Genomic DNA, 12,052 nt, shown 5'->3' on the forward strand with positions numbered 1-12,052 from the left:
GCTGCCTGATGTGGATGGAGAGGTGGACCATGGCCAAGGTCCCGGATGACGTCGCCAAGACCGAGCGGGCTCGGTTGCTGTTGGAACGAGGCAAGCGTCTTGGGGAGCTGGATCGCCCGGCCGAAGCCTTGATCGCGGAGGAGGAAGCCGTCGTCCTCTTCCGGCAGCTGGCCGCGACCGACCCCGGCCGATACCGCCCTGACCTCGCCAAATCCCTGACCAGGCTCGGTGTGACCCATTCTGAGCTGGATCGCTCCGCCGAGGCGTTGATCGCGGAGGAGGAAGCCGTCGCCATCCGCCGGCAGCTGGTCGCGACCGACCCCGGCCGATACCGCCCCGATCTCGCTGACTCCTTGTCCAACCTCGGCGTGACCCTCTTGGACCTCGACCGCCCGGCCGAGGCCCTGAGCGCCGAGCAAGAAGCCGTCACCATCCGCCGGCAACTGGCCGCGAGGGATCCCGATGACCACCGTTCCGACCTCGCCGAGTCCCTGATCAACCTCGGTGTGGCCCTTTCGCGGCTGGACCGCGCCGCCGAAGCGTTGATCGCGGAGCAGGAGGCTGTCGTCCTCTATCGGCAGCTGGCCGCGACCTCTCCTGACCGTTATCGCTTCGACCTTGCCGAATCGCTGACGAGTCTTGGTGTGACGTTCTCGGAGTTGGGTCGTTCGGCTGAGGCGTTGGGTGCGGAGGAGGAGGCTGTCGTCCTCTATCGGGAGCTTGTCGCGGCCGATCCTGAGGGTTGTCGTGCCGACCTTGCCGAATCGCTGACGAGTCTTGGTGTGACGTTCTCGGAGTTGGGTCGTTCGGCTGAGGCGTTGGGTGCGGAGGAGGAGGCTGTCGAGCTCTACCGGCAGCTGGTCGCGACCGACTCGGGTGACTACCGTCCTGACCTCGCCGAATCCTTGTTCAACCTCGCTGTGCGGCTCTCGGAGGTGGATCGCCTGGCCGAAGCCTTGACCGCGGAGAAGGAAGCCATCACCATCCGGCGCCAACTGGTAGCGACCGACCCCGATCGCTACCGTCGCGACCTCGCTGAATCCTTGACCAACCTCGGTGTGAGGTTCTTAGAGGTGGACCGGCCGGCCGAAGCCTTGATCGCGGAGGGAGAAGCCGTCGCCCTCTACCGGCAGCTGGCTGTGACCGACTCGGGTGACTACCGCTCCGACCTCGCCAAATGCCTGATCAACCTCGGCGCGATCCTCTCGCAACTCGACCGCTCGGCCGACGCCCTGAGCGCCGAGCAAGAAGCTGTCATGATCTACCAGCAGCTGGCCGCGGCCGACCCCGGCCGTTACCGCCCCGACTTCGCCGACTCCTTGACCAACCTCGCTGTGACCCTCTCGGAACTGGACCGTGAGGAGGAAGCAAGGCGAGCCTGGGAAAGAGCGGAAATCATCCGAGCGAAACGATGAGGCCCGATCTCCGGCGCGTACGGCTCCTCCCCGTTCATCGCAGTCCCTGCACCGCCTTGATCGCCTGATCCACCTGCTCGGGTGTGGTCACGATGCTCGCGCCGAAGCGCAGCAGCGGCTCGTTGTACGGTGTGACGCTCGCGATCACCTTCTGCGCGTGCAGCCGATTCACCGCCTCCAGCGGTTGCATGCCATTGATCGAGCAGCACACCAGCCCGGCCGACAGCTCCGGCGACTCGGGCGTGGCCAGCCTGACGTACGGCAACTCCCGCAGGCCGGCCTTGAGCCTGGTGGCGAGCTCCTGGGTGCGGCGCTGGACGCGCTCCTTGCCGATGGACGTCATGAACGCGAACGCCTGCGGCATCGCCCACCGGTGCTCGAACGCCTTGTAACCGCCCGGCGTGACCAGCTCGGCCGTGCTCGCGCCCGGCGACCCGCCGCCCTGCCAGGCGTCGAACGCGGCCTGGCTGAAACTTGGGATGATCGGCGCGACCGCGTCCCAGGCCCGGCCCCACACGATGCCGGTGCCGCGCGGGCCGAACAACCACTTGTGCGTGCCGCTGGCCAGGAAGTCGCAGCCCAGGTCCGCCACCCCGTCGGCCATCGCGCCGAACCCGTGCACCCCGTCCACACACAGCAGCGCTCGGTCGTGCTCGTCGCGGCCCTTGTTGACCTCGGCCAGGAGGTCGGCGATGGCCCGGACCGGGACGCGGACGCCGGTGCTCGAATGCACCCAGGTGATCGCCACCAACCTGGTCCGTGGGCCGAGCCCGTTCTTGATCGCCTCCACCATGCGGTCGGCCGAGGCGAGCATCGGATCGTCGTACAGCCGCACTCTGCGGACCTTCGCGCCCGTGCGCTCGGCCAGCAGCCGCAGGCCCTCGTGCGTGGCGAGGAAGTCGTGCTCGGTGGTCAGCGCGTCCTGTCCCGGGCGCAGCCGGATGCCGGAGTAGAGCAGGCCGAGGCCCATCGTGGTGCTGTCGGTCAGCGCGATGTCGCGTGGCTCGGCGCGTATGCCCAGGTAGCGGGCCGCGGCATCGCGTACCGCCTGGTCGGGGGCTTGGCCGCCGGGCGGGGTGTACTCGGGGTCGGCGTCCAGGGCGTCCCGGTGCCTCCTGATCGTCTCCCGGACCGGCGCCGGAGCCGGGGCCAGCACGAACGCCGCGAACTGCCCGTACGCCGGGTCCAGCGCGAATTGCGCCCGGACGGACGCCCAGTCCTGCGGATCGAAGGCACGCCCCTGCGGCGTGTTTCGGGCGGGCGCGGGAGCGGGCGTGGACGTGCACGCGGACACCCCGGCCAGCACCCCGGTGCCGAGCAGGGCCCGTCTGTTCAGGCGCATGTCTTCTGTCTACCCGGGGCGCGGCGCCGCCGCCCGTCCCGTTATCAGTTCCTGATGGAGGCCACCTGCCGGATCAGGTCCGAGACGCGCACGATGCCCAGGCAGCGGTTCATCTCGTCGGTCACCACCAGGTCGTCGTAGACGCGGCCCGCGTCCCGGCCGGCCGCCTGCATGGCCGCGATGGCCGGCGTCGTCCGCGGGACCGTGCGCGGCGGGTCGGCCAGCCGCTGCGCCGGCTTCGACCCGTGCAGGGCGTGACCGAAGCGGGCCGCGAACGACAGCAGGAACCGGCTGCGGTCGAGGCTGCCCTTGGGCCGCTGGTACTCGTCCACCAGGATCACGCTGGTGATCGTCGGCTCATGCCCGAACGCCTCCACGGCCTCTTCGGCCTTGGCCTCGGCCGGCAGCGTCACCGCGGGAATCAGCAGCTCCTGCACGCGCGGGCCCAGCAGGACGGCGTCCGGCGTGGCGTCCCCGACGGGGAGCGGCACCCGTACCTTGCCGTCGGGACCGGGCGCGAGCAGCGGGCCGTGCGCGAGGCGCACGCCCAGGCCGCGGACCACCGACACCTGCGCCTCGCGCTCCACGCCCGGCGCCATCACGTGCGCGCCGATGCCCCGCGCCAGCGTCACCACCGACCGCGCCACCGCGGTCGCCCGGTGGTCGGCGGGGATGCGCGCCACCAGGTCGGGGTCCAGGGCCAGCAGGTACGGCGAGGAGTCCGTGACCTGCTCCAGCGACGCGCCATAGGAGCCCACGTCGGCGAAGCCGAGCAGGTAGCCGATGTTGCGCAGCCCGTCGAGCCCGACCTTCAGCAGCGGCCGGTCCTGCTCGTGGCACGGTCCAGTGAGCAGGAGGATCGCCTCGCGCGGATGCCTGCCCGCTCGGCGCAGCGCCTCGTGCAGCGGCGCCAGCGCGCCCGCGCCCGACAAGACGACCCGGACGGGGAGTTCCAGCATCATGGGCAGCGGGGTCGCCCGGAGCGTGCCCGCCTGGTCGACGACAGCGGGGTGCGCGATGACCGCCCCGGTATCGAGATCCACCATGGGGCTGGTGAGCAGGGAGGACGACACAAGCAGATGATTCCGCCTGAAGCTGGAGTCACAGAAGCCCCACGAAACAGAATTAACCGACATTTACCCTGCAGTTCCCTACTGGCCCGTAGGGGAATGCCGTTCGGTTTCAGTCCGCTAGCCTTCGGTGCATGAGTGCGCGTCCGGCGAAGGGCGGTGGCCGGTGGGTCATGGTGCCGCCCGAGCGCGTGCACCCGTGGATCGACGGCTTCGCCGACCGCCACGGCCCCTTCTCCGCGACGGGCGATGACCGAGTGGTGCGGCTGAGCGCCGCCGACGGGGCCCTGGCCGAGCTGCACGTGCCGTTCCCGCCCATGATCCCGGGCCCGCCGCACGTCACCAGGCTCGTCACGCACGCCCAGGCCGAGCGGCGGGTGGGGGTCTTCCTGGTACGGCTCGGCGGCTACGCGGCGGGCGTCTTCCACGGCTCCGCCCTGGTGGCGTCGAAGGTGGGGTCGCGGCTGGTGCAGGGGCGGACGGCGGCGGGCGGGTGGTCGCAGCAGCGCTTCGCCAGGCGGCGCCGCAACCAGGCGGACAAGGCGTTCGACGACGCGGTGGAGACGGCGGTGCGGGTGTTGTTGCCGTACCTGGCGGAGCTGGACGGGGTCGTACTCGGCGGGGACCGGCGGGCGGTGGACGCGTTGCGCGAGGACCGGCGGCTGGCGCCGCTGCTCGCCCTGGAGACCGAGCCGTTCCTGGTCGTGCCCGACCCGAAACTGGCCGTGCTGCGCGACACGCCTGCGACCTTCCGCGCGGTACGGGTCCGCGTGGTGGATCCTCCAGGCCTCAGCTCTCCGGGATGACCTCGGGGGCAGTTGCCGTTCCTTTGGCTGTGTAGCTTTCCGGCGGTCGGATACTCTCCGTGATTGTGTGAACACGTAGGGAGCCCAACATGGTCATGGCATCACGCAGGAGCCCCTGCCGGCTCACCCCCGAGACCGACACCGCACGGCTACCCGCCACAGCCCGCGAGCTGTTCGACGCCCTGCCGCCTCTTCCCGGCCTCCGCACCGAAGTCATCGATGGGAGATTGATCGTGAGCCCCGTCGGCACCCCCGAGCACGCGAGAATCGCGATGCTGATCCACAGCGCGTTGCTTCCTCTGCTCGTTCAACGCGGCTGGGACGGCTTCGCGGGCAATGTGGATGTCTGTATCGATGGACCGCAGACCCCCGTCGAGCCCGATTATGTGGTCGCCCTGCCTGACTGCCGCCGCTGGGACGACAGGGAGTTGCTGTCTTCGGGTCTGCTCATGGTGGCCGAGGTGATCTCGCCGGGCAGCGTTGAAGATGACCGGGTGAAAAAGCCCCCCATGTACGCCGCAGGCGGCGTTCCCGTCATGCTTCTGGTGGACCCGATCGCCGTACCGCCGACCGTCACCGTGCTCAGCGACGCCAAAGAAGGCGAATACCAGACCGTCACCCGCGTCGCCATGGGATCCACGGTGCACATCCCCGACCCGATCGGCTTCGACCTCGACACCGCTGTCTTGACCAAGCCCTGAGGGCGTGCGGAACGCTGAGTTCGCGCCTCATGAGGGCAGCGTCAAAAGGCGTCCTTGTGGTCGGCCAGGTAGGCGGACAATGGGCGCGGCGGGCGGCCGGTCAGGTCCTCGACCGTCGTCGTGGTCGTCGCCCAGCGGCCGTCGCCGGTCTCGGCCATCAGCGCCGCCAGGTCGCCGGCGTGCGGCTGCGGGATGCCCTGCCATTCCAGGTGGGCGGCCATCTCCGGCAGGGGCAGGTCCACATACCGGACCGGGCGGCCGATCGCCGCGCCGATGGCCTCGGCGATCTGCTCGTGGGACAGCGACTCCGGACCGGTGAGCACGTGGTCGCGGTCGGGGCCGACCGGGCGGGTCAGTAGCGCGGCCGCCACCTCGGCGATGTCCCTGGTGTCGATGTAGTTGACCTGCTTGGGTCCGTACGAGCCGTAGAGACAGCCGTCCCGGACGTCGCGCGGAAGGTTCTGCATGAACCCGGTCGGCTGCAGGATCGTCCACGGCAGGCCCGACTTCCTCAGGTGGGCGTCCACCTCGCCGTGCATGCCGCCGCCCAGCTTCTCGCCGGGGCTCGCCCCCCGTACGGACACCGTGACCACCTGTGCCACGCCCGCCTGTGCGGCCAGGTCGATCACGGCGCGGTGCGCGTCGACGAAGCCCGGCCAGAGCGAGCTGTTGAGGAACAGGCGGTCGCCAGGTGACAGCAGCCTGCCGATCGTCTCGGGCTCGGTGAAGTCGCCCAGCGCGTAGTCGCACCCCAGGTCCTCGGCGGGGCGGCGGACGACGGCGAGCACGTCGTGCCTGCCGGAGCTGGTCAGCCGTTCGATGAGCGCGCGTCCGATGGAGCCGGTGGCGCCGGTTACCACGATCATCTCGTCCTCCTCCTAAGTGGAATCTCAAATTCCGCTTACGCGGACGGTACACTAACCGGAATCGAGTCGTCCACTTCGGATTCCTGGAGTTGATACGTGCGCGCGGACGCGAGGCGGAACCTGGACAAGATCGTCGAGGCGGCCGCCGAGATCGTGGCGGAACGCGGGGTCAACGCGCCCATGGAGGCCATCGCCAAGCGCGCCGGGGTCGGCATCGGCACGCTCTATCGCCGCTTCCCCGACCGGCACGCCCTCATCGCGGCAGTCGGCGACCATTACGTCCACACCATGGCGCAGGCCCTGGACGAGGCCGCGAAGAGCAGCTCGGATGCCTGGGGCGCGATCTGGGACTTCGTCTCCTGGGTCGCCGAGCCCGGCCGCGCCGCCCTGGCCACCGCGCTCGCCGAGCTGCCGGAGGAGGCGGTCGTGGACCGGGTGGAGTTCGCGCGGTCGCGCGGACGGTGGATGGAGCAGCTCGACGCTCTCGTACGGCAGTCCCAGGCGGACGGCTCGATGCGGCCCGACGTCGGCGTTGAAGACCTCGTTCATCTCTTGAACGTCTTCACCTGTCACCCCGACAAGCTGCCCGCTCCGGTGGCGGCCGACCCGGCGAAATACCTGCATCTGATGCTCGACGGCATGAAGTCCACCGCCGCAACATCGGCCTCGTGACCGTTTTGAGGTTTTGAGACGATTCAAAAGAATCTTGAATCCCGCTATGATGAGCGAATTCACAGCAGCACGGCCTCGTGAGGATCGATGGCGACCAGGAACATCAAGGAGGTCGCGCAGCTGGCGCGCGTCTCAGTGGGCACCGTGAGCAATGTGCTCAACCGCCCGGAGATCGTGTCCCCCGCCACACGCGAACGCGTCTTCGAAGCGATCAAGAAGCTCGGCTTCGTCCGCAATGAGGTGGCTCGCCACCTGCGGGTGGGCCGCAGCCGCACGGTTGGACTTGTCGTGCTCGACGTGTCCAACCCGTTCTTCGTGGACGTGGCCCAGGGCGCCGAGTCACTGGCCGACGACCACGACACGATGGTGGTGCTCTGCAACAGCGCCGGCGACCCCGGCCGCGAGCGCCGCCACCTCGACCAGCTCGAACAGCAGCGGGTGATGGGCATACTGATCACCCCGGTCGAGACGGAGACCCCCTGGCTGGAGGAGCTGATCGCCCGGGGCACGCCCGTGGTGCTGGTCGACCGCCCGGCCGCCGGGCTGCAGTGCTCGGTGGCGGTCGACGACCGGCTCGGCGGGCAGATCGCCGGCGCTCATCTCGTCGAACGCGGGCACCGGCGGATCATGTTCGTCGGCGGGCCGCCGTCCATCAAACAGGTGGCCGACCGGCACGCGGGCCTGAGCAGCGCCGTCGCCGCGGCCGACGGCGCGGTCGAGCTGCTCACCGCCACCGCCCCCGCGCTGACCGTCGCCGAGGGGCGGGCCATCGGGGAGCGCGTGGCGGCCCTGCCACCAGGTAAACGGCCCACCGCCGTCTTCTGCGCCAACGACATGATGGCGCTCGGCTTCTTACAGGCGATGGCGACCCGCGGGCTGCGCGTGCCCGAGGACCTGGCCATCATCGGATACGACGACATCGACTTCGCCGCGGCGGCCGCGGTGCCGCTGTCCTCGGTGCGGCAACCGCGCGAGCTGCTCGGGCGCACGGCCATCGACCTGCTCCTCGAGGAGGTCGCCGAGCCTGAGCAACATCGCCATAGACAGGTCATCTTCCAGCCCGACTTGGTGGTACGGGAGTCCAGCGCCATGCGCCGCGACGACTGACGCTCCACCGCTTCCTTGCCACCGATTCCGGGCTATGCCAGTGACAGGGCGAGGCCCCTGTCGGCGTGCCCACCGGAAGGAACCCCGTTGCCCGAGATCATTTATCACAACCCCCTCGCCACCCCCGACGACCTGGAAGGTTTCCGCATGGAGGGGGACGGCGCCGTCTCCTTCCCGCAGGGCCGCCTGCGCCTGGAGAGCCGAAGACCCGCCTCCGACGGCCAGGCGGCCAACCTGGTGCTGTGGTGCCCCGAGGACTTCCCCGGCGACATCAGCGTCGAGTGGGACTTCTGGCCGGTCAGGGAGCCGGGCCTGGCCATCATGTTCTTCCATGCCCGGGGCAGGAACGGCGAGGACCTGTTCGACCCCGGCCTGGCCGAGCGCGCCGGCCCGTACGACCAGTACCACCACGGCGACATCGACGCCTACCACGTCTCCTATTTCCGCCGCATGTGGGCCTCAGAACGTGCCCTGCACACCTGCAACCTGCGCAAAAGCCACGGCTTCCACCTGGTCGCGCAGGGCCCGGACCCGCTCCCGGCGGTACTCGACGCCGAGGGCCCCTACGCCGTCCGCCTCGACGTCAAGGGGTCGGAGATCACCTTCTCAATCAACGATTTGGTCTCGTTCCGCTGGGCGGACGACGGCTCGATCGGCGGGTCCGCCCTGGCAGGAGGCAAGGTCGGGTTTCGTCAGATGGCTCCGCTGATCGGAGAGTACGGAAATCTCCGCGTCTGGGCTCATTGACTTTGAGTCGATTCAACACTAATTTCGCACCAACCCGCCGTTCACTCGCCTGTAACGGGGCAGGAACTGCGGGGCAACAACCCACCCCCGATCCGTGCAGATGCCACGAAAGGTGGTATGCCGGATGAACCATCCCGCACTGTCGATCAGAATCCAAGCTGCCTGTTCAGAGCTGATCTGGGCGGTCCAGCTGAACCTGATGTGGATCGTCTTCACCCTCGCGGGAGGCGTGATCCTCGGGCTCGGGCCCGCCACCGTAGCCGCCTACACCCTGGCTCGGAGGCATGCTCGTAATGAATCGTTTCAGGCTTGGCGTGAATTCTGGACCGTCTACCGACGGGAGTTCGTCCGGGCCTCGTTGCTGGTCCTGCCGGTGGCGCTGCTCGCCACCGTCCTGATCGGCAACTACCTGTACTTTGCCGCGCAAGGTACGGAATCGGGCGGGTTGCGGATTGCGACGTTCGTCGCGCTGCTCGCCCTGGCCGCGGTCGGCGCGTACATCGGACCGTTGTACGTGCACTACGAGCTGCCGCTCTGGGGTTACATCCCCAAGGCGTCGCTCCTGGCCATGACGCGGCCGGCCTCCACCGTGCTGTTGCTGTTCGCGCTCTGGGCGATCGCCTACGTGACCGCGACGCTGCCCGTCCTCGCGCTGATCATCAGCGTCGGCGCGTGGATCTATCTCAACACCTGGCTCTGCCTGCGCTTCTTCCAGGAGAACGAGGCGCGCCTGCATTCGAAAGGGAACCTATGAGCGCATCTCGTAGTCGGCTCATGGCTGGTGCGTTAACGCTAGCGACCGCCCTGCTGGCAACCGCCTGCTCCGGCACCGGCGGTGGCGGCGAGTCGAGCCAGGCCGACGCCAACACCATCACCTTCATGACCAAGCTGTTCGGCACGGCCCCGAACCCGCAGGGCGAGCTGCACCAGGCGATCGAGAAGTTCCTCGGCAAGAAGATCCAGGTCACCTGGGTGCCGAACGCGGACTACCAGGAGAAGGTCAACGTCACGCTGGCCTCCGCCAACATCCCCGACGTCATGGTGGTCAACCCAAAGTCGCCGGCCTTCGGCAAGGCGGCGGCGGCCGGGGCGTTCTGGGACCTCACCGACAAGATCAAGAAGTACCCCAACCTGGTCGGTGACGAGAAGGTCCTGCTCAACTCCTCGATCAACGGCAAGATCTACGGCCCCTACCGGACCAGGCCGCTGCTTCGCTCCGCGGTCATGATCCGCGCCGACTGGCTGAAGAAGGTCGGCCTGGAGGCGCCCAAGACCACGGATGACCTCTACAAGATCGCCGAAGCGTTTACCAAGAAGGACCCGGACGGCAACGGCAAGGACGACACCTACGGCCTGATCATTCCCAAGTGGCCGGGCGTCGAGTTCGCGGCCTCCAACCCGTTCAACGTGATCGACGTCTGGTTCGGCGCCCCGAACAACTGGGGCGAGCGCGACGGCAAGCTCGTGCCCGAGTTCGACACGCCCGAGTTCTTCGAGGCCAACCGCTTCACGAAGAAGATGATCGACGAGGGCCTCGTCAACCCGGACTGGAACACGCTCGACACCGCCAAGTGGAACGACCCGTTCGTCCAGAACAAGGGCGGCATCATCATCGACGTCGACGTCCGCACCACCCAGCTACTCGACCTGCTCAAGGAGCAGGACCCGCAGACCTACGGCGACAAGGTCCTCACCGTCGGCAACCTCTCCCGTCCTGACGGCAAGAAGTTCTCCCTGCCGTTCAGCGGCTACAACGACATCCTGGCCGTCTCCAAGCAGCGGGTGAAGACCGAGGCTCAGCTCGACGAGCTGCTGAAGACCCTCGACAAGCTGGCAAGCAAGGAAGGCCAGGTCCTGCTCAGCAACGGCATCGAGGGACGCAACTTCAAGGTCGAGAACGGCGAAGCCGTCCTGATCAACCAGGAAGACCCCAAGGTCAAGCAGGTCCAGGACGACGTCGACAAGGCCTTCATCCAGCTCGGCACCCAGGCCAGCACCGGCACCACCGGTATCGCCTACCCGCGGGTTCCCCCGGAGGCGCCGTACCGGAAGGACCTGGCCGAGCGCAAGGAGCGCGTGGCCGAGGACCTGAAGACGGCCGTGTTCGACCCGAGCCTGCCGGTGGTCCCGCCGACCCTGGTGGCCAAGGGCGCGACGCTCAACCCCATCGTCACCGACGCGCGGATCAAGTACCTCGCCGGCCAGCTCACCGAGGAGCAGCTGAAGGCCGAGATCAAGCGCTGGTACGACAGCGGCGGCACGCAGATCGCCCAGGAGATCAACGACCTGGTCTCCAAGCTCGGCCAGTGATGTGACCCGGGAGGGGCCCTCAACGGGCCCCTCCCTTAGAAAGGAGGCCGAGTGGCCACCGACCTGGCGCCGCCACCGGTCAAGGCGGCCAAGGTAGCCGGGCACAAGCCCGACAGAGCCCGCACGCTGTGGCGCTACCGATGGCTGTACCTGCTGCTCATCCCCGGGCTGGCGTACTTCTTCGTCTTCAAGTACGTCCCGATGCGCGGCCTGCAGATCGCCTTCCAGGACTTCGTGCCGTTCCTGGGCTACAACGGCAGCGAATGGGTGGGCTTCAAGCACTTCGTGGACCTGTTCACCGGGCCCGACTTCAACCGCTTGATGTACAACACGCTGTACCTGGCGTTCCTGAACGTCATCTTCGTCTTCCCGGCGCCGATCATCGTGGCGCTGATGCTGAACGAGCTGCGGATCAACATACTCAAGCGCTCGGTGCAGTCGCTGATCTACATCCCGCACTTCCTGTCCTGGACGATCGTTGCGTCGCTGACGTACATCCTGTTCTCCGTCGACTACGGCGTCCTCGCCGGCTGGGTCCACGAGTTCCTGGGCGGGCAGAAGATCGACTACGTCGCGCAGCCCGATTGGTTCCGGCCGATCATCATCCTGCAGACGCTCTGGAAGACCACCGGGTGGACCACGATCATCTATCTGGCGGCCCTGGCCGGGGTGAACGCGGAGCTGTACGAGGCGGCCAGGATGGACGGCGCGGGACGCTGGCGGCAGCTGTGGCACGTCACGCTCCCGGCGATCCGCCCGACGATCGTCGTCATGGCCATTCTCATGTCCGGCAACCTGCTCGACATGAGCTTCGAGCAGATCTGGCTCATGACCAACAACCTGAACCGCGGTACCGCCGACGTCTTCGACACCTTCGTCTACTACGTCGGCATCAACCAGGGCGCGTTCAGCTACGCGACCGCCGTCGGCCTGTTCAAGGGCGTTGTGGGAGTCCTGTTGATCTTCGGTTCCAACTGGCTGGCCAAGCGCCTCGGCCAGCGTGGCTTGTTCTAGGA

General features: G+C 68.1%; 12 protein-coding genes. 9 read left to right on the top strand and 3 right to left on the bottom strand.

The genetic code is table 11. The annotated features are described in order from the left end of the window. Nucleotides 1-29 precede the first annotated feature (29 nt). A complete protein-coding gene (locus Q9G87_RS37530; RefSeq protein ID WP_305921327.1) occupies nt 30-1,415 on the top strand; it encodes a tetratricopeptide repeat protein in 1,386 nt (461 codons plus the stop codon). Nucleotides 1,416-1,449: 34 nt separating this feature from the next. Here the strand turns inward: Q9G87_RS37530 and Q9G87_RS37535 are convergent, their stop codons facing one another. Together Q9G87_RS37535 and Q9G87_RS37540 are read right to left on the bottom strand one after the other, a co-directional pair. Then, a complete protein-coding gene (locus tag Q9G87_RS37535) occupies nt 1,450-2,757 on the bottom strand; it encodes an aminotransferase class V-fold PLP-dependent enzyme (protein WP_305921328.1) in 1,308 nt (435 codons plus the stop codon). Nucleotides 2,758-2,801: 44 nt separating this feature from the next. Next, nucleotides 2,802-3,830: an EAL domain-containing protein gene (locus Q9G87_RS37540; RefSeq protein ID WP_305921329.1), complete on the bottom strand. Its 1,029-nt coding sequence runs from the start codon at nt 3,828-3,830 to the stop codon at nt 2,802-2,804. Between the two features lie 131 nt (nt 3,831-3,961). Here Q9G87_RS37540 and Q9G87_RS37545 point away from each other — a divergent pair, with 131 nt between their 5' ends. Together Q9G87_RS37545 and Q9G87_RS37550 are read left to right on the top strand one after the other, a co-directional pair. Next, a complete protein-coding gene (locus Q9G87_RS37545) occupies nt 3,962-4,633 on the top strand; it encodes an acVLRF1 family peptidyl-tRNA hydrolase (protein ID WP_305921330.1) in 672 nt (223 codons plus the stop codon). Between the two features lie 95 nt (nt 4,634-4,728). Further along, the gene (locus Q9G87_RS37550; protein ID WP_305921506.1) at nt 4,729-5,334 is read left to right on the top strand and encodes a Uma2 family endonuclease; all 606 of its coding nucleotides are present in this window, start codon (nt 4,729-4,731) and stop codon (nt 5,332-5,334) included. Nucleotides 5,335-5,375: 41 nt separating this feature from the next. On the opposite strand, the gene Q9G87_RS37555 is transcribed toward Q9G87_RS37550, so the two are convergent. Beyond that, a complete protein-coding gene (locus tag Q9G87_RS37555) occupies nt 5,376-6,200 on the bottom strand; it encodes an NAD(P)H-binding protein (RefSeq protein ID WP_305921331.1) in 825 nt (274 codons plus the stop codon). 96 nt (nt 6,201-6,296) lie between these two features. On the opposite strand from Q9G87_RS37555, the gene Q9G87_RS37560 reads away from it, so the two are divergent. From Q9G87_RS37560 to Q9G87_RS37585, 6 genes are all read left to right on the top strand, one after another. Continuing rightward, a complete protein-coding gene (locus Q9G87_RS37560; protein ID WP_305921332.1) occupies nt 6,297-6,872 on the top strand; it encodes a TetR/AcrR family transcriptional regulator in 576 nt (191 codons plus the stop codon). Nucleotides 6,873-6,959: 87 nt separating this feature from the next. Next, the gene (locus Q9G87_RS37565; protein ID WP_305921333.1) at nt 6,960-7,979 is read left to right on the top strand and encodes a LacI family DNA-binding transcriptional regulator; all 1,020 of its coding nucleotides are present in this window, start codon (nt 6,960-6,962) and stop codon (nt 7,977-7,979) included. An 87-nt stretch (nt 7,980-8,066) separates the two neighbouring features. After that, nucleotides 8,067-8,726 (top strand): DUF1961 family protein, encoded by a 660-nt coding sequence (locus Q9G87_RS37570; RefSeq protein ID WP_305921334.1) that lies wholly within the window; start codon nt 8,067-8,069, stop codon nt 8,724-8,726. A 124-nt stretch (nt 8,727-8,850) separates the two neighbouring features. Next, nucleotides 8,851-9,480, top strand: coding sequence for a YesL family protein (locus tag Q9G87_RS37575; protein WP_305921335.1), 630 nt, complete (start codon nt 8,851-8,853; stop codon nt 9,478-9,480). Nucleotides 9,481-9,500: 20 nt separating this feature from the next. Further along, nucleotides 9,501-11,036: an extracellular solute-binding protein gene (locus tag Q9G87_RS37580; RefSeq protein ID WP_305921336.1), complete on the top strand. Its 1,536-nt coding sequence runs from the start codon at nt 9,501-9,503 to the stop codon at nt 11,034-11,036. Nucleotides 11,037-11,087: 51 nt separating this feature from the next. Then, nucleotides 11,088-12,050: an ABC transporter permease gene (locus Q9G87_RS37585; protein ID WP_305921337.1), complete on the top strand. Its 963-nt coding sequence runs from the start codon at nt 11,088-11,090 to the stop codon at nt 12,048-12,050. Nucleotides 12,051-12,052 lie beyond the last annotated feature (2 nt).

Origin of the sequence: Nonomuraea turcica (genome assembly GCF_030718205.1) — a bacterium.
Lineage (GTDB): Bacteria > Actinomycetota > Actinomycetes > Streptosporangiales > Streptosporangiaceae > Nonomuraea.

What these genes read in the sequence shown, in the direction of transcription:
- Q9G87_RS37565 (WP_305921333.1), top strand. Translation starts at nt 6,960, where the DNA reads ATGGCGACCAGGAACATCAAGGAGGTCGCGCAGCTGGCGCGCGTCTCA.
- Q9G87_RS37545 (WP_305921330.1), top strand. Translation starts at nt 3,962, where the DNA reads ATGAGTGCGCGTCCGGCGAAGGGCGGTGGCCGGTGGGTCATGGTGCCG.
- Q9G87_RS37530 (WP_305921327.1), top strand. Translation starts at nt 30, where the DNA reads ATGGCCAAGGTCCCGGATGACGTCGCCAAGACCGAGCGGGCTCGGTTG.
- Q9G87_RS37580 (WP_305921336.1), top strand. Translation starts at nt 9,501, where the DNA reads ATGGCTGGTGCGTTAACGCTAGCGACCGCCCTGCTGGCAACCGCCTGC.
- Q9G87_RS37575 (WP_305921335.1), top strand. Translation starts at nt 8,851, where the DNA reads ATGAACCATCCCGCACTGTCGATCAGAATCCAAGCTGCCTGTTCAGAG.
- Q9G87_RS37535 (WP_305921328.1), bottom strand. Translation starts at nt 2,757, where the DNA reads ATGCGCCTGAACAGACGGGCCCTGCTCGGCACCGGGGTGCTGGCCGGG.
- Q9G87_RS37555 (WP_305921331.1), bottom strand. Translation starts at nt 6,200, where the DNA reads ATGATCGTGGTAACCGGCGCCACCGGCTCCATCGGACGCGCGCTCATC.
- Q9G87_RS37550 (WP_305921506.1), top strand. Translation starts at nt 4,729, where the DNA reads ATGGCATCACGCAGGAGCCCCTGCCGGCTCACCCCCGAGACCGACACC.